The organism is Deinococcus peraridilitoris DSM 19664, assembly GCF_000317835.1.
Taxonomy (GTDB): Bacteria; Deinococcota; Deinococci; order Deinococcales; family Deinococcaceae; genus Deinococcus_A; species Deinococcus_A peraridilitoris.
Map to the genome: position 1 here is coordinate 771,739 of NC_019793.1, position 16,843 is coordinate 788,581.

The following is a 16,843-nucleotide window of genomic DNA, read 5'->3' on the forward strand; positions in this document are numbered from 1 at the left end:
GTGACGCACGCCGCCGCAGTCCTGACCGGCAAGGAACGCTTCGCCCTGACCGAGCGCACCCTATCCACGCCGAGCACGGGTGAGGTCGTGATCGAGATCCGCACTGTCGGCGTGTGCGGCTCGGACATCCACATGTTCCACGACGGCCGCATCGGGAACATCAGCATCAGCGAGCCGCTGGTGCTCGGCCATGAGTTCATGGGCGTCGTCACGCACGCTCCCGACGGGGCGCGTGACGGTGACGGCCAGCCGTTGCGACCCGGGAACCGCGTGGCGGTGGAACCGCACGTCGCGTGTGGTCACTGCCGCGAGTGCCGCGAGGGCCACCCGAACCTGTGTACGGATCACACCTTCATGGGCGTGTTCCCGCGTGACGGCGCGCTGCAGCAGAAGCTGATTGTGCCCGCACACAACTGCTTCGTCCTTCCGGACGGCATCAGTGACATTGGCGGCGCGATGCTCGAACCGCTCGGGGTCGCGCTGCACGCCTTGCGGCTCGGCCACGTCACGGTCGGGGATCGCGCCGCCGTGGTCGGCGCCGGACCGATCGGCCTGCTGCTCGTTCAGTTGCTTCGGCTCGCCGGGGTCACGGCGCTGCATGTCATCGAGCCACTCGCGTGGCGCCGCGAGCTCGCCGCCACCACTGGCGCGACGTCGGTGGCCGCCGCGTTCGACACCACCGAGGACTCGCGCTACGACGTGGTGTTCGAGGCTGGGTGGGCGGACGACTCCGTGCAGACCTCGGCGCTTCTGGCGCGGCCCGGCGCGAAAGTCGTTCTGGTCGGCATTCCCGGAGACGACCGCTGCACTGTGCAGCACTCCCTCGCCCGCCGCAAGGGCCTGTCGCTGATCTTCTCACGGCGCATGGCGCACACCTACCCTGAGTGCATCGCGCTGGTTGAGCGCGGCATGGTGGACGTCGACAAGCTGGTCAGCGACGTATTCCCCCTTGATCAGGTGCAACGCGCCTTCGAACGTCACGCCCGGTACGAGGAGGGCGTCGTCAAGGTGATGGTGCAGCTCTAGAGCGTTTGTCCGTTCCATTGATGGAGAACAACACTCCATCAATTCCACTTCCATCCGCTCCAGCACAGGGTCCACTCGCTCCACTCGGTCATAGACATTGATCAAAAACCGATCAATGTCTATGACAACCGCTTTAGAAGCCAAAAGACGAGGGGGCCGGGGTGATGACTCCGGCCCCCTCGTTCGTGGTTGTTACAGGCCCGCGTGAGTCCGGAGCCACACATTCATTTCGCCCAGCTCGCGGTTGCCCCACAGGAAGTAAGGCACGGCCCGCACCGGCACTTCCGTGAACGCAGGCATGAACGGCCGGTACAGCGTGCCCGCCTCTCCCCTGTTCGTCTCGCCCAACGAGTCGAAGGTCTCCTCTCGCATCGCCCGGCCGTCGAGCATCACCATGCCAGGCAGCAGGATGTCGCTGACGCGCTCCTCGAGCGTTGCATCCGCGGGCAGAACGAGCGACGCGAGCGGACCGCCGTTGTCGATTTCCTCGAGGCAGTAGACGAGCGGACCGCGCTGAATGGCGACACGACCCGCGTTCGCGCGGACGTTCGGGTGCGCGGTCATCAGTTGCGCCGCCATCGGCAGGATCCACTCCACTGTGTCTCCTTCACGCCAGGCGCGGTCCACGAGTGCGTACCCGTCGTTCACGTTGTATGCGGCGTCCTCGCCATTGACCCGCAGTTGCGGCTCACCGGCCCTCCAGGCAGGGACGCGCAGCGCCAGCTGGAATGCCGCCTCACCCGGACCGTGCTGGCCTCGCGGCTCGCGCGCCGCGAGGCTCCCGATGGTGAAGGTGGCCCGGCCCGACCAGGGGAGCGACGACTCTTGGCGCAGCGTGACGTCGTGTCCGGCCACGCTCAACGTGACGATACTGCCGACGAATAGGTGGGCGTACACGGTGCGATCGTCGTCGGACACTTGATAGAGGTACTCGCCAAGCGAGCTCAGCAGACGCGCGACGTTCGGTGGGCAGCACGAGCAGCCGAACCAGGGCTGCCGCGTGGCCTTCACGTGCCGCCGTCCGGGATTGCCCGCGCTTGCTGCGGGCCACACCTCAAGCGGATTCACGTAGAAGTAGTGCCGTCCATCCATCGACATGCTGCCTAGTACGGTGTTGTACAGGGCGCGTTCCATCACGTCGGCGTACTCGCCGCGCGGCTCGAGCTGCAACATGCGCCTTGCGAAGAAGATCAGCCCGATCGACGCGCACGTCTCGGCGTACACCGTGTCGTTCGGCAGGTCGTAGTCGAAGGTGAACGCCTCGCCATGGTGCGTAGCTCCGATGGCGCCGGTGATGTACATCTGCCTGCCAGTCATGTTGCTCCACAACACGCGGCACGCGTCGTGCAACGACGCGTCTCCTGTCAGCCGGGCGAGGTCGGCCATGGCAGTGTACATGTACACTGCGCGCACGGCGTGCCCCACCGCGACGTTCTGTTCGCGCACCGGGACATGCGCCTGGTTGTAGCTGAGGTCGAGGGCGGCCATCTTTCCGACGAAGTGACTGACGCGCCCGCGCCGTTCCCACTCTTCACGCAGGAAGTTCGGTGCTCGGCCGCGCTCGTCGATGAAGAACCGGCTTAGCTCCAAGTACCGCCGCTCGCCGGTGGCCTCGAACAGCTTCACCAGCGCCAGCTCGATTTCCTGGTGACCGTCGTAGCCGCGCAGTTGCCCTTCGCGAGGACCGAACACCTCGTCGATGTGATCCACGAGGCGAATCACGACGTCGAGCAGGACGCGCTTGCCGGTCGCGCGATGGTACGCGACGGCCGCCTCGATCAGGTGCCCCGCGCAGTACAGTTCGTGGCAGTCAAGCAGGTTCGTCCACTGCTGGCCTGGCTCCTGGATGGTGAAATACGTGTTCAGGTAGCCGCTGGGGTGCTGCGCCGCCGCGATCAGGTCGATCGCGGCGTCCGCTGTTCGTTCGAGCTCCGGGTCCGGATGCTGCGCGAGCGAGTGCCCGACGGCCTCCAGCCACTTGGCCAAGTCGCTGTCCTGAAACACGAACCCGTGGAACGAGCCGTCCTCGAGCCCCGCAGCAATCCGGAAGTTGCGTACGGCGTGACTGGGTTCGGCGCCCTCGACCCGATCGTTGAGCGCCTCCCACTGGTATGGGATGACGGTTGTACGTACGAGTTCCGTGTACCGCTCCCAGAATGGATCGGCGATGACCGCGTGAGGCGGTGTGAGCGGCGCCCCGCTCGTGGCGCTGTCTCGCGTCTGGTTGCCGTGGTCCGGTTGATGCCCGTGCGTCTTCGTCATGGTGGGTCTCCCTGAGTGAAGGTTCGTTCCGCGTCGCGCGGTGGAGTTGGTCACGGTCAGTCCGGGACCGTGGCGATGTCAGGTGGTTGCCGGCCTGGGGTACCTGTCCCACCTGGGGTCGCCGGGACGTCGGCAGGCGCGGTCGCGGTACTTGGCCATCACGCGGACGATGCAGCCGCACACTCCGCAGGTGAATCGGTCGGGCTGCAAGCTCGGACAACGGGCGCACGCCTCGAGCCGCGCGCTGTACACGGCGTCGGGAACCACCACGGCAGGAGCGTTCAAGGTCGGTGCGGACAGGAGTCGTGTGACGAGATCCTCGGTGACGGCGTGCGCGCCACAACAACCACGGCAGTCATGGCGCGACGGGGATGAGGTCATGTGTTCGCACTCACTTCAAGCACCGTGACGGACATCCGCGGCAGTGTCGCGCGGATCATGGAGCCTTCGATGGTGAAGTCGTCGAAGACGCGCGGCTCGACCGTGTCCGGCGCGTCGAAGGTGTTGTGTGCGTCCTTGACATCCGCGCTCAGGACGGTTCCCGTGACGCGTAGCGCGCTGGCGTTGAGGCCACGCACCTCCAAGCGGACTTCCGTGGAGGCCTGCGGGTCGGCGTTGCACAGGCTGATGTTCAGGCGGCCCGGCGCCTTGGTGCTGGTGGAGACGGAGAACGTCGGGTGTTCCTTCGTTTCGTCGTCTGACCCTTCGGGCAGGGTGTGCGTGTCGACCAGTCGGGCGTCCTGATGGACCTTGTACATGTTGAACACGTGGTACGTGGGGGTGAGGATCATCCTCTCGCCTTCCGTGAGGATGACAGCCTGCAGGACGTTCACCAGCTGGGCGATGTTGGCCATTACGACGCGGTCGCAGTGTGTGTGGAAGATGTTGAGGGTGATGCCCGCCACGAGCGCGTCACGAATGGTGTTCTGCTGATACAGGAAGCCAGGGTTGGTGCCGGGCTCCACGTCAAACCAGGTGCCCCACTCGTCGACGATCATGCCGATGCGCCGCTCGGGGTCGTAGCGATCCATGATCGCGCCATGCTTGGTGATGAGCTCGTCCATGAACCAGGCCTTGCGGATCGTGATGCCCCACTCCTCGTCGGGAAAGCCGGTCGCGGCGCCCTTGCCGAGCCAGAAGTCCCCTGGGATGGTGTAGTAGTGGATGCTGATTGCGTCCATGAAGCGGTGAGCGTTCTTCATGACGGTTTCCATCCAGAGGTAATCGTCGATGTTCGGGCCGCACGCGATCTTGTACATTCGGTTGCTGCCATAGTTGCGCACGTACGTCCGGTACTGCCGGAACAGGTCGGCGTAGTATTCAGGGCGCATGTGGCCGCCGCAGCCCCAGTTCTCATTGCCGATTCCGAAGTACTTGACCGTCCATGGCGTGTCCCGGCCGTTCTGGCGGCGCAGTTCCGCCATCGGGGACTCCCCTTCGAACGTCAGGTACTCCACCCACTCCGACATTTCCTGGACGGTGCCGCTGCCGACATTACCGGCGATGTAGGGCTCGCAGCCGAGCAGTTCGCACAACAGCAGGAATTCGTGTGTCCCGAAGTGGTTGCTCTCGACGATCCCGCCCCAATGGGTGTTCACCATGCGTTTGCGCTGCTCGCGCGGGCCGATGCCGTCCTTCCAGTGGTACTCGTCGGCGAAGCAGCCGCCGGGCCACCGCAGCACGGGGATACGCAGTTCCCGCAGGGCTTCTAGGACGTCGTTGCGGATGCCCTGCGTGTTGGGAATGGGGGAATCCTCCCCCACCCAGAGGCCCTCGTAGATGCAGCGACCCAGGTGCTCAGCGAAATGCCCGTAGATGTTGCGGTTGATCGTTCCGCGGGTGATGTCGGCGTTGACGATAACGTGCTGATTCATGCTGGTCCTCCAGGCCGGGCCGTCCGCCCTCTCCGCGCAGGCGGCGATTCGGGGCGCGAGCGGGGACAGGCGGGGCCGCGACGGCACGTCAGGTGCCGTCGTCGTTGCGGTAGTCAGGAGATAGGGTCGAGGTGGGCAGCGCGGCCGGATGCGGGCTCGCGGGTGGCGTCAGGACAGGCGGACCACAGTCAGCGGTCGGGGCGGTCCGTGCCGGAAAGTGCGGTGGTGCTGGCGCGAACGATCAGTTGTGGTTTGAGCACGCGAGGTGACCGGCTGTCGGCGGTGGGCGCCTCGATGACTTCCAGAAGGGCAGTGAGACTCTCGACACCCAGGGCGGCGAAGTCTTGGCGGATGGTGGTGAGGGGCGGGTGGAAGAAGCGGCTTTCGGGAATGTCGTCGAAGCCGACGACCGATACCTGGCCGGGCACGGAAACGCCCCGCTCGTGCAGGGCCCACAGGGCGCCGAGCGCCATCTGGTCGTTGCCGACGAGCAGCCCGGTGAAGGACACGCGGCTGGCGAGGAGTTCCTGAGTGAGGGCGAAACCGCTGGCGGGCGTCCAGTCACCTTCCATCGCGGCGACGGGGGTGAGGCCGGCGTCGGCGAACGTGGCCTGCCAGCCTTCGGCGCGCAAGCGCGCATCGTGCCAGCGGCGAGGCCCACTGATCCACGCGATGCGCTGGTGGCCGAGCGTCAGGAGGTGCTCGGCGCCGAGTCGGCCGCCTTCGAGCTGGTCGATGCTGGCGCCGGGCGCGGCGCTCACGGCAGGCGTATCGATCAGGGCGAAGGGCACGCCGCGGCAGAACTCGCGCACCCGGCCTATCTCAAGGCCCTGCATGGGCACGATCAGCAGGATCCCGTCGACGAAATGTTTGCGCAGTTCCGCGATGGCGCGTTCGATTTCGCGTTCGTTGAGTTCTGGCGCACTGGCGAACGCAATGCTGTACCCGCGGGCGCGGGCAGCCTGCTCGATGTTGGCGAGCATCTGCGCTGGGCCGTAGAAGCTCAGGCCGAAGCTGACGACGCCAATCGTGGCTGAACGTTGGCTCGAGAGGCTGCGAGCCGCGCGGTTTGGTTGGTAGTCGAGCTCGCGGATGACGCGGAGGACCTTCTCACGGGTGCTGGACGCGACATTCGGGTGTTCGTTCATCACCCGCGAGACAGTCTGGTGGGACACGCCGGCCCGCGCCGCGACGTCGGTGATTTTTGCACGAGTTGCTGACATCTCTGACCTCGAGAATGGGCTTGCCGACGGCAAGGAAGAGTGGCGCGGGTGACGCTCTGAGGGCCGCCGTGACGATTCAGGTGAGTTCGGGCCACTCGTCTCGCCAGGTGAGCTGCTCAATGCACATGACCGGCTTGAAGTTCTGCAGGGCGTCGTAGGAATGGTAAATCAAGTAGTACTCGCCGTTCTCATGATAGACGTCCTGTCCGCCTGCAGCGTGCAGGTGACCCCGGCCAGTGAGAAGGACCGTGCCGCCGCCCTGGTCGAGGCGCGTCCCGTCACGGTCAACGTAGGGGCCAGTGATGTGGGTCGAGCGGCCGACGGCGATTTTGTAGGTGCTCTGCTCTGCGCGGCAGCACAGGTCCCAGGACATGAACAGGTAGTAGTACTGGCCACGTCGGGTGATGGCGGGCGCCTCGACGGGGTTGTGCGGGACTCCGGGGCGTGACGCGAGCGAGACGACGGGTCCCGTGGGGTAGCGGAGCTCGCGCAGTTGCTGGAGTTTGAGGCCGGACCAGAAGGAGCCCCAGGTAATCCACCACTTCTCGCCATCCTGGAGGACCATTGGGTCGATCGCGTTGTAATCGAAGTCTGGCGTGTCGGTCGAAGTGAGGATGGGGCCGTGGTCCTGCCAGCTCGACGTGTCGCCGGGGGTGGTACTGGTCGCCAGGCCGATCGCAGAGTGGTTGCGTCCGAATTCGGACACGGCGTAGTACAGGTGGTAGGTGTCGCCATCGCGCACGACGTTGGGTGCCCAGAGGTGCCGCGGGCGGTACTGCGAGCGAGCCCATCCGGGAACGGGAATCGCCCCAACGGTTTCCCAGGGGCCAGCGAGTCCGCCCTTGGAGCGGTGGATGAGGATGCCGCCCGGGTCATCCTCGTGCTGGAGGCAGCCGGTGGAGAACACGTAGTAGGTGTCGCCGGCCTTGAACAGCGTGGGGTCGTGGGTGCCGAGGTCGCCGGTGAGGACCAGGGCGGGCGGGGGGGGTGACGCGGTGGGGTCGGATGGAGGCGCGTGTTGGGTCATAAGGTCTGTTTCCGGTAGGTGGGTCGGCACGGAGGTCGTGGCACTGGCGGCGTGCCTGGAGGGAAGTGACCTGTGAGAGGTCGTGACATTATCTTGTTACCGTTCACAGCGTAACGATCCTGAATTGCCGAAGTCAAGAAGGGCAGCTGGAGCAGTATGGATCAGTTGGAGCATTATGAATCAAAGTACTTGACAGGCGGAGAGCCAAGCGCGTAACGTTGTGATCGATAACACCACAGCCTGACGCTGCTGGAGCTCCCCTCCGTGGCGCACCACCCGACGCCAGCCCGACGCACGGCAACCTCCCCTACTGCCGCGCCGACTTGGGCGCTCCACTTGGCCTCACGCGCCAGAATGCCACCGGCAAACCCCACATCCCGCACCCCACCACCCACGGAGGACCCATGAACAAGCCACGCCTCACGCTCACCATCACCACCATTGCCGCGCTCACCGCTCCCCTCGCCCTCGCACAGTCCGCCTCTACCTACACCGGCCCGAAGGTCGAGCTGACCTACGTTCACGGCTTCACCGCCTCCGACCGCACGATCAAGGAAGAGCTCATCAAACGCTTCAACGCCTCCCACCCGAACATCGTCGTGAAAGGCCAGGCCGTGCCGTGGCCCACCACTTGGCAGCAGCTTCCCTCGCTGGTTTCGGCTGGCCGCGCCCCCGACGTCGTCGCCGTCACCGAGGACGTCATGGGCAACTTCATGGCCCGCGGCATGTTCGTCGAAATTACCCCTTCCGATCTCAGCAAGGCGAAGATCAAAAGCAGCGACTTTTACAAGAACCTCTGGACCAGCAGCACCTACAAAGGCAAGCTGTACGGCGTTCCATTCAGCCAGATCTCCTTCGTGATGTTCTACAACAAGGACCTGCTGAAGAAATCCGGCGTCACGAGCCTCCCCACCAACCGCCAGCAGTTCATCCAGGCAGCGCAGAAGTGCACCACCGACAAGACCGGCAAACGCCCCGGCGATGCTGGCTTCAACGCCAAAAGCCTCAACACCTACGGCGTGAACGTTGCCGTCGGACAGGGCAATCTCATGGCCTACGGCATCCTGCGCGGCAACGGCGGCGACCTCGTGAACGCCAGTCAAGACCCGGCCTTTGACTCGCCCGAAGCGCAAGAAGCTCTGCAGTTCATGGTCGACCTGGTGCAGAAGTACAACGTCTCCAAGCCGAACATGACCGCCGAAAGCGGCATTGCCGACTTCCGCGCCGGCAAGGCCTGCTTCAACATCGAGGGCGCGTGGCTCAACACCCAGTACCAGGGCATCAAGGACTTCGAGTACGGCGTCGCGCCCGTGCCGCAGCTCGGCACCAAACGCCCCGCCTTCTGGACGGCCTTCCAGTCGCTCATGCTGCCCCGCCAAAAGCCGAACTACGACAACAACAAGCGTCTCGCCGCCCTTGAGTTCGCCCGTTGGATGACCGAGCCAGCGCAGAGCCTGTACTGGACCGCCACGTCCGGTGCGCTGCCGATTCGCGCGGACGTCTCCAAGAGCACCGAATACGAGAAGTCACAGTTCGCCGGGGTCGCGGCTGAACTCGAGCACGGCTACATCCCCACCGGCGTGCCGTGGCTCCCACAGGTCATGACGCCCTGGTACCAGAGCATCGACAGCATCCTCCTCGGCAAGAAGAACGTCAAGGACGCCCTCAACGCCGGAGTCACCGAGGCTCGCAAGCAGGTACAGCAGGCCCGTCAGACCATCAGGTAAACCAAGTTCACATGGCCGGGATTAACTCCCGGCCATTGCTGTTCAGGGAGTGAGCCACATGAATCCACATCTTGATGCACATCGAGCAGCGCCGCCCGCCGCCCGACCGGCAAGGCCGACATGAGTATCGCCGCCCCTCACCGGACCCCACGTGGTCGCGCACGCAGCCTGCTGGCCCTCAACGAATCCAACCCACTCATTCCATACCTGTTTCTCTTTCCGCACGCCATTCTCTTCTTCGTCTTCGTGCTGTACCCCGTCGGATTCGGGCTGTGGGTCAGCATGCACCAGTACGACCCACTCAACACCACGCAACCCTTCGTCGGCCTGCAGTACTACCGCAACCTCTTCGACCCCGCCTCCCCGCAGTACGAGTTCTTCTGGAAGACGCTGCTCAACACCTGCCTGTTCGTGGTGATCAGCGTTCCCGCCTTGGTCGGCGCGTCGCTCGCCCTAGCGCTGCAACTGCACCGCCCCATCTTCGGACGCGCGTTCTTCCGCACACTGTTCTTCGCGCCCGGCATCCTGTCTGTCCCCGTCATCGGCGTGCTGTGGCGCTGGGTGTTCAACAACACCGGCGGTCTCGTGAACAACGTCCGCGCCGAGGGGTTCGGGCTCGACCCCATCAATTGGCTCACCACCGAGGGCCTCGCCTGGATTCCGATCGTCATCGCGACCATCTGGTGGACCGTCGGCTTCAACATGACCCTGTACCTCGCCGCCCTCTCGGGCATCTCCCAGAGCTACTACGAGGCCGCCGAGATCGACGGTGCCGGCCCCTGGGCGAAGTTTCGCTTCATCACCCTGCCGCTGCTGCAGCCCACCACGTTGTTCGTGGCAGTCACGACCGTCCTCACTTCGTTCCAGCTGTTCGGGCAGTCCCTGCTAATCACCGGCGGCGGCCCCCTCCGCAACACCCAGAGCGTCATCCAGTACATCACCGAGGAAGCATTCACCAACAACCAGTTCGCCTCAGCCACCGCCATGTCCTTCGCCTTCGGCCTGCTGATGCTGGTGTTCACGGCCTTCCAGTTCAAGCTGATGGCCAAGGACCTTACCCAGAGTCGGGAGGATCGCTGATGGCCGCGCCCACCGTTCCCACAGGGGCCACCAAGACCAAACGCCGCCGTCTTCCCCGCGACCTGCCGCGCTTCCTGCTGCTGTGCGTCGAGGCGATCATCTTCCTTGCGCCCTTCTATTGGATGATCTCGACGTCCCTGAAGTCCGAACCGGACACCATCGCCTCCCCCGTCCAGTGGATTCCCCTCAAGCCCACCCTGGAGAACTACATCGAGGTGCTCAACGCCCCCGACGCGAACATCCTGCGTTGGGCCTGGAACTCCTTCTTCACCTCGAGCGTGTTCGCCATCGGCCACGTCATCCTCTGCGCCATCACCGCCTACCCCCTCGCCCGCTTGAGATTCAAAGGGCGCGACGCGTGGTTCTGGTTCATCCTCACCTCGCTGATGGTGCCTGGCATCGTCACGCTGATCCCCACCTACGTGATGATGATCCAGCTCAACTGGATCGACACCTACCACGCCATGATCTGGCCCGGCATCGCCGGCGTATTCGGCGTATTCCTGCTGCGCCAGTTCTTCAGCGGCATCCCCCGCGAGCTCGAGGAGGCCGCCCGCCTCGACGGCGCCAACAGCCTGCAGATCCTGCGGCACGTCATCCTGCCCCTCTCCATCCCGGCGCTCGTCACACTCGGCATCTTCTCGTTTCTCGGCTGCTGGAACCAGTACGTCTGGCCGCTGTTCGTCGCGCACGGCGACATGCAGACCCTTCCCGTCGGCATCGGGAACTTCAACACCCGCTACGGCATCGAGTACGGCAAGCTCATGGCGGGCGCCGCCATCGCTGCCGTGCCCGTCCTGATCGCCTACCTGCTCGCGCAGCGTTACATCGTTCAGGGCCTCACCCTTACCGGCATGAAGGACTGAAGGAGCCTCGATGACCGCACCTAATGCAGCCACCGTTCGGCTCGACCCACACCGCGTGATCGGTGACATCTCCCCCCTCCTGTTCGGCGGCTTCGCGGAGCACATGGGCCGCTGCATCTACGAAGGCATCTACGACCCAGGCTCCCCCGCCGCCGACGAGAACGGCCTGCGCATCGACACCCTGGACGCCCTGCGCGAACTGAACTGCAGCATCATCCGCTACCCCGGCGGGAACTTCGTCTCCGGCTACGACTGGCGTGACGGCGTCGGCCCCAGAGACCAGCGCCCCGTGCGGCGCGAGATGGCTTGGCGCTCCCTGGAAACCAACCAGCTCGGAACCAACGAATTCATCGACTTCTGCCGCGTCATCGCCACCCAGCCGATGCTCGCCGTGAACCTCGGTACCGGCAGTATCGCCGACGCCGCCAACCTCGTGGAGTACTGCAACGCTCCCGTCGGGTCACTGTATGCCGACCTGCGCGCCTCGCATGGCTACCCGGAGCCCCACGACGTGCGCTACTGGTGCTTGGGTGGTGCTTGGGGAACGAAATGGACGGCCCCTGGCAGCTCGGCGCGCTCGGGGCGCTGGAGTACGCCCTCAAGGCGCAGGCCGCCGCCCGCCTGATGCGCCGCCAGGATCCGGACCTCAAGCTGATCCTGTGCGGCTCCTCCACGCCCGTCATGCCCACTTACCCCGAGTGGGACCGGCTCGCCCTGGAAACCTGCTGGGACGAGGTCGACTACCTCTCGCTGCACTACTACGCCGACAACAAGGACGACGACACCGACAGCTACCTCGCGCTCACTACGCAGTTCGAGGATCAGCTCGACACGCTCGCCGCGACCGTGCGGTACGTCAAGGCCAAGCAGCGCTCCAAGAAGGACGTGTACCTGTGCTGGGACGAGTGGAACGTCTCCTACAAGGTCCCGCCCGAGGACGGCGCGTGGCGCGTCGCGCCCCCGATCGTCGAGGAAGTCTTCAACCTCGAGGACGCCCTGGTCGTCGCGCAGTGGCTAAGCGTTTTCCTGCGACGCTGCGACGTCCTCAAGATCGCTTGCGTCTCCATGCTCCTCAACGTCGCCGGCCCCCTCCTCACCACTCGAACGCAACTGCTGCGCCAGACCACCTTCTACCCTCTGATGCTCTTCAGCCGCTACGCCACCGGACGCGCCCTCGACCCCGCTGTCCAAGCGCCCACCCACGTCACGAAGAAGTACGGAGAGATGCCCCTCCTGGACGTCTCCGCCAGCGACGACCCTGCCACGGGCCACGGCGCCGTGTTCCTCGTCAACCGCAGCATGACCGAGCCACTCGACACCGAAGTCGTCTGGCAGGACGCTCCGCCGACCGAGGTCACCAGCGTCATCCAGCTTACCGGCAGCGCCCCCAAACTCACCAACAGCTTCACGCAACCCGACCTGATCGCGCCGCGGCACCTGCCCGGACTTCCCGTCGAAGGTGCGCGTGTAAAGCTGACGCTGCCGCCGCTGTCGTTCACGGTGCTCACCACGCGGCGCTGACCCGCATCACCTCTCCCCCTCGCCACGGGCCGCTCGCCGCGCACTCTGAAGCGGCCTGTGGCGCAACCACACTCCCAGGAGCTTCCCGATGACCACCCACCCCACGGTCGCCGAGCACGTACTGTTCACCCCACCCTCCGGCGAGGGCAGCAAAGGCACGTCCTACACCCGCGTCGTCCGCCTGCAACACCCTGGACCCGCGCAGGGCCGGCTACTCGCCAGCTTCGAGTACTTCCCATCACGCGCCCTGCCCATCTACGAGAGCCTCGACGACGGCCGCACCTGGTCACCCGAACCGATCGCTGTGGTTCGCGACACCCAGCGCCCCGAGTGGGGGCTGCGCTACCAGCCTCACCTGTACGAGCTGCCCGCCGACGCCGGCGACCTACCCGCCGGGACGCTCTTGCTGGCCGGCAACAGCTTTCCCGACGACCTCAGTGCCTTCGAACTGCAACTCTACGTCAGCTTCGATGCGGGACGTAGCTGGACGTTCCGGAGCGCCCTCGCGAATGGTCCGGCCGCCGACGCACCCGTGTGGGAACCGAACCTGCTGCTGCTCCCCGGTGGCGAACTCGTCGCGTACTACGCCGACGAGACGCACAAAGCCGAAGGCTTCAACCAGCTCATCGGACACAAGGTCTCCCGCGATGGCGGCCTCACGTGGGAAGCGCAAGTGTACGACATCGCGCACCCCACCTTCACACAGCGGCCCGGAATGCCCGTGGTCGTCCCATTGCCTGACGGGACGTACGTGATGGGATACGAAGCGCTCATCGTGCAGGACGACGGCTCGACCTACGCCCCGATGCGCGTGAAGTTCTCGAACGACGGACTGAACTGGGACGACCCTGCAGAACCCGGCCTACCCGTTCACACCGCCGACGGCCTCTGGCTCGACTCCACCCCGTACCTCGGCTGGAGCCCCGCCGGCGGCCCGAACGGCACGCTCATCGCGACTGCCATGCACACCTACGATCACGCTGGAACGAAACGACCGCATGTCCTGATGATCAACCGTGACGACGGCCGCGGCCCCTGGGAGGCTCTCCCCTCCCCTGTGCAGTTCCGGCCGGGCGGGCACCTCCAAGCCGGCTGGAGCCAAGCGGTCCTCGCCTCACCTGAAGGACGACACGTGCTGCACCTCGCCTCATCCGACTTAGGCAACGGCGTGAACGAAATCCGGTACGCCACCGCCCCCTTGCCCGACCCAGCCCAGGCTGTCCTCTAACGCAGCGCTCGGCCAGAGCGCCCTGGTGACCGAACTCCACGACAACCTTCAAGAGGTCAAGCTCCTCATGACGACTACCATTCCAGGAACGACCCCTCGTGACCTCGCCAACGCCCTGCGCGTCCTCGCGATGGACGCCGTCGAAGCCGCGAACTCCGGTCATCCAGGCATGCCCATGGGCATGGCAGACATCGCAACCGCCCTTTGGCAGCACCACCTGCGACACAACCCCACGAGTCCGCTGTGGCCTGACCGTGACCGCTTTATCCTCAGCAACGGTCACGGCAGCATGCTGCACTACGCCCTGCTGCACCTCACCGGGTATAACCTCGAGCTCGAGGAGCTCCGGAACTTCCGGCAGTGGCACTCCAAAACCCCCGGGCATCCGGAGCGTGGTTACACCCCTGGCGTGGAAACCACGACGGGCCCGCTCGGGCAGGGTCTCGCGAACGCCGTCGGCATGGCCCTCGCCGAAACGCTCCTCGCGAGCGAGTTCAACACCAGCGAGCACACCATCGTCGATCATCACACGTACGTCTTTCTCGGCGACGGCTGCCTGATGGAAGGCCTCTCGCACGAAGCGTGCACCCTCGCGGGCACCTGGGGCCTGAACAAGCTTATCGCCTTCTGGGATGACAACGGCATCAGCATCGACGGGCACATCGAGCCTTGGTTTTCGCATGACGTCCCCGCGCAGTACCGCGCGTACGGCTGGAACGTCATCGAGAACATCGACGGGCACGACCACCAGAGCGTCCTGCACGCCATCGAGGACGCCAAAGCACAGCACGAACGCCCCACCCTCATCTGCTGCCGCACCACCATCGGCTACGGCGCACCCACCAAAGCCGGCACGCACGACGTGCACGGCGCTCCTCTCGGCCAGAACGAAATTCGAGCGGCACGCAAAGCGCTCGGCTGGACGCACGAACCCTTCGTAATCCCACAGAACCTCCAGGGCGCCTGGGACGCGCGTGAACGCGGCGCGACCCTCGAGCAGGACTGGAATGACCGCTTCGCCCGGTACGAACTGGAGTACCCGGAGAAGGCGGCCGAGTTCCGCCGTCGCTTGGCTGGCGAATTGCCCACCAACTGGACGGAAACTCGTGATGATCTCCTCGCGGGCGCGAGCACTGAAACGACGAGTCTCGCGACACGCAAAACCTCGCAGAACGTCCTCGAGACGCTCGTGCCCGCACTGCCGGAAGTGATCGGTGGCAGCGCGGACCTCACGCCGTCCAACCTCACCCGCGTCCGCGCCTCCAAACCTCTCGAGTTCACCCAAGGCGGGGCATCAGGGAACTACGTGCAGTACGGGGTGCGGGAGTTCGGCATGACTGCCATCATGAACGGTCTCGCCGCGCACGGCGGCTTCCTGCCGTACGGCGGAACGTTCGCGATCTTCAGTGACTACGCCCGCAACGCGCTACGCATGGCCGCCCTGATGAAGATCAAAGTTGTGTACGTCCTGACGCACGACAGCATCGGCGTCGGGGAGGACGGCCCGACCCACCAGCCGATCGAGCAGGCCGCGAGCTTGCGCCTGATCCCGAACTTGAACGTTTGGCGTCCCGCGGATCTGTTCGAGACGGCCGTCGCATGGACGCACGCCGTCGAGTACCAGGGGCCCACGGCGCTGCTGCTGTCCCGGCAGAACCTCCCGCAGCTCGCGCGCGAGCCACAGGCACGACCGGACGTGGCGCGCGGCGGGTACGTCCTCTCTGACGCCGAGGACGCGCGCGTCATCCTGATCGCCACGGGATCCGAAGTGCACCTTGCCGTGCTGGCCGCCGAACAGCTCGCTGCCGAAGGCATCGGGGCGCGTGTCGTGTCCATGCCGTCCACGACGACGTTCGACGCGCAGGACGACACGTACCGCAGCACTGTGCTGCCACGCGTCCTGCCTCGCGTCGCCGTCGAAGCGGCGCACGCGGACGGCTGGTGGAAGTACGTCGGCCTCGACGGGGAAGTCATTGGCCTCACGACCTTCGGGGAGTCCGCGCCGGCCGCGCGTCTCTTTCAGGAGTTCGGCGTCACCGTGGAGAACATCGTTTCAGCAGCCAAACGCGTGATGGTGCGTGCGGAAGGGAAATGAGCATGGCGAGCACACTGGAGCAACTCCGCGAATTCTCCGTAGTGGTCGCGGACACCGGCGACCTGACGGCCATCGAGCAGTTCCGCCCGCAGGACTGCACCACCAACCCCTCCCTGATTCTCAAGGCCGCCCAGCACTCCGCCTCCGCTGACCTCGTAAGCGACGTCATCGAACAGGCAAGCCGAGCAGAGGAGAGCGTCGAGCGCATTCTCGACCGGCTCGCGGTGCGTTTCGGCGTGGAACTCACCAGGCTCGTCCCCGGTTTCGTCAGCACCGAAGTGGACGCGATGCTGTCGTTCGATCGTGACGCCATGATCGACAAAGCCCGAAGTCTCATCGCGCTGTATGAGGAGCAGGGCGTGATCCGCGAGCGGATCCTGATCAAGCTGGCCGCGACGTGGGAAGGCATTCGCGCGGCGGAAGTGCTCGAACGCGAAGGAATACACTGCAACCTGACGCTGGTGTTCGGCCTCGAACAGGCCGTGGCGTGCGCGCAGGCCGGGGCACTCCTGATCTCACCGTTCGTGGGTCGCATCACCGACTGGTACAAGAAGCACGAAGGCAAAGACAGCTACCCTGTCGATGAGGACCCGGGTGTGCAGAGCGTGCCGCGCATCTACGCGCATTTCAAACAGCAGGGGTACCCCACGGTCGTGATGGGCGCGTCGTTCCGCAGCGCCGCGCAGGTGGAAGCGTTGGCCGGCTGCGACCGACTGACGGTCAGTCCGGCGTTGCTGGGGAGCTCGACGCGGACCAGGGAACGCTGGTTCGGCAGCTCACGCCGGGTGAGGTGGCGGCCGAGCGGGAGCCGCACCTCAGTGAAGCGGCGTTCCGGTGGGCGCTGGTGGAAAACCAGATGGCGGGCGAGAAGCTCATTGAAGGCATTCGCGCCTTTCACCAGGATTACCTGAAGC

Annotated in this window: 13 protein-coding genes; 9 read left to right on the forward strand and 4 right to left on the reverse strand. The window is 65.3% G+C overall.

What is annotated here, in order from left to right; all coding sequences use genetic code 11:
* On the forward strand, nt 1-1,026 hold the full coding sequence (locus DEIPE_RS03750) for a zinc-dependent alcohol dehydrogenase (protein ID WP_015234652.1): 1,026 nt from the start codon (nt 1-3) through the stop codon (nt 1,024-1,026).
* 192 nt (nt 1,027-1,218) lie between these two features.
* Here the strand turns inward: DEIPE_RS03750 and DEIPE_RS03755 are convergent, their stop codons facing one another.
* From DEIPE_RS03755 to DEIPE_RS03775, 4 genes are all read right to left on the reverse strand, one after another.
* Nucleotides 1,219-3,288: a glycoside hydrolase family 127 protein gene (locus DEIPE_RS03755; protein ID WP_015234653.1), complete on the reverse strand. Its 2,070-nt coding sequence runs from the start codon at nt 3,286-3,288 to the stop codon at nt 1,219-1,221.
* A gap of 377 nt (nt 3,289-3,665) precedes the next feature.
* On the reverse strand, nt 3,666-5,162 hold the full coding sequence (locus tag DEIPE_RS03765; protein WP_015234655.1) for an alpha-N-arabinofuranosidase: 1,497 nt from the start codon (nt 5,160-5,162) through the stop codon (nt 3,666-3,668).
* A gap of 188 nt (nt 5,163-5,350) precedes the next feature.
* Complete coding sequence (locus DEIPE_RS03770; RefSeq protein ID WP_015234656.1) at nt 5,351-6,385, reverse strand: substrate-binding domain-containing protein; 1,035 nt, start codon at nt 6,383-6,385, stop codon at nt 5,351-5,353.
* Nucleotides 6,386-6,461: 76 nt separating this feature from the next.
* A complete protein-coding gene (locus DEIPE_RS03775) occupies nt 6,462-7,412 on the reverse strand; it encodes an arabinan endo-1,5-alpha-L-arabinosidase (protein ID WP_015234657.1) in 951 nt (316 codons plus the stop codon).
* A 404-nt stretch (nt 7,413-7,816) separates the two neighbouring features.
* Here DEIPE_RS03775 and DEIPE_RS03780 point away from each other — a divergent pair, with 404 nt between their 5' ends.
* The 8 genes from DEIPE_RS03780 to DEIPE_RS03810 all read left to right on the forward strand — a co-directional run bounded on the left by DEIPE_RS03780 (nt 7,817) and on the right by DEIPE_RS03810 (nt 16,840).
* The gene (locus DEIPE_RS03780) at nt 7,817-9,139 is read left to right on the forward strand and encodes an ABC transporter substrate-binding protein (RefSeq protein ID WP_015234658.1); all 1,323 of its coding nucleotides are present in this window, start codon (nt 7,817-7,819) and stop codon (nt 9,137-9,139) included.
* A gap of 120 nt (nt 9,140-9,259) precedes the next feature.
* Nucleotides 9,260-10,219 (forward strand): carbohydrate ABC transporter permease, encoded by a 960-nt coding sequence (locus DEIPE_RS03785; protein WP_015234659.1) that lies wholly within the window; start codon nt 9,260-9,262, stop codon nt 10,217-10,219.
* Nucleotides 10,219-11,085 (forward strand): carbohydrate ABC transporter permease, encoded by an 867-nt coding sequence (locus tag DEIPE_RS03790; RefSeq protein ID WP_015234660.1) that lies wholly within the window; start codon nt 10,219-10,221, stop codon nt 11,083-11,085. The genes DEIPE_RS03785 and DEIPE_RS03790 overlap by 1 nt, the downstream gene beginning before the upstream one ends.
* Before the next feature lie 10 nt (nt 11,086-11,095).
* The gene (locus DEIPE_RS24810; RefSeq protein WP_245557586.1) at nt 11,096-11,710 is read left to right on the forward strand and encodes a hypothetical protein; all 615 of its coding nucleotides are present in this window, start codon (nt 11,096-11,098) and stop codon (nt 11,708-11,710) included.
* Nucleotides 11,635-12,606: an alpha-L-arabinofuranosidase C-terminal domain-containing protein gene (locus tag DEIPE_RS24815; RefSeq protein WP_245557587.1), complete on the forward strand. Its 972-nt coding sequence runs from the start codon at nt 11,635-11,637 to the stop codon at nt 12,604-12,606. The genes DEIPE_RS24810 and DEIPE_RS24815 overlap by 76 nt, the downstream gene beginning before the upstream one ends.
* A gap of 88 nt (nt 12,607-12,694) precedes the next feature.
* The gene (locus tag DEIPE_RS03800; protein WP_015234661.1) at nt 12,695-13,834 is read left to right on the forward strand and encodes a sialidase family protein; all 1,140 of its coding nucleotides are present in this window, start codon (nt 12,695-12,697) and stop codon (nt 13,832-13,834) included.
* A 67-nt stretch (nt 13,835-13,901) separates the two neighbouring features.
* Nucleotides 13,902-15,929 carry a transketolase gene (tkt, locus tag DEIPE_RS03805; protein ID WP_041231146.1) on the forward strand — a complete coding sequence of 676 codons (2,028 nt, stop codon included), beginning with the start codon at nt 13,902-13,904 and terminating at the stop codon, nt 15,927-15,929.
* A 2-nt stretch (nt 15,930-15,931) separates the two neighbouring features.
* A complete protein-coding gene (locus DEIPE_RS03810; RefSeq protein WP_245557588.1) occupies nt 15,932-16,840 on the forward strand; it encodes a transaldolase in 909 nt (302 codons plus the stop codon).
* The last annotated feature ends 3 nt before the right edge of the window (nt 16,841-16,843 follow it).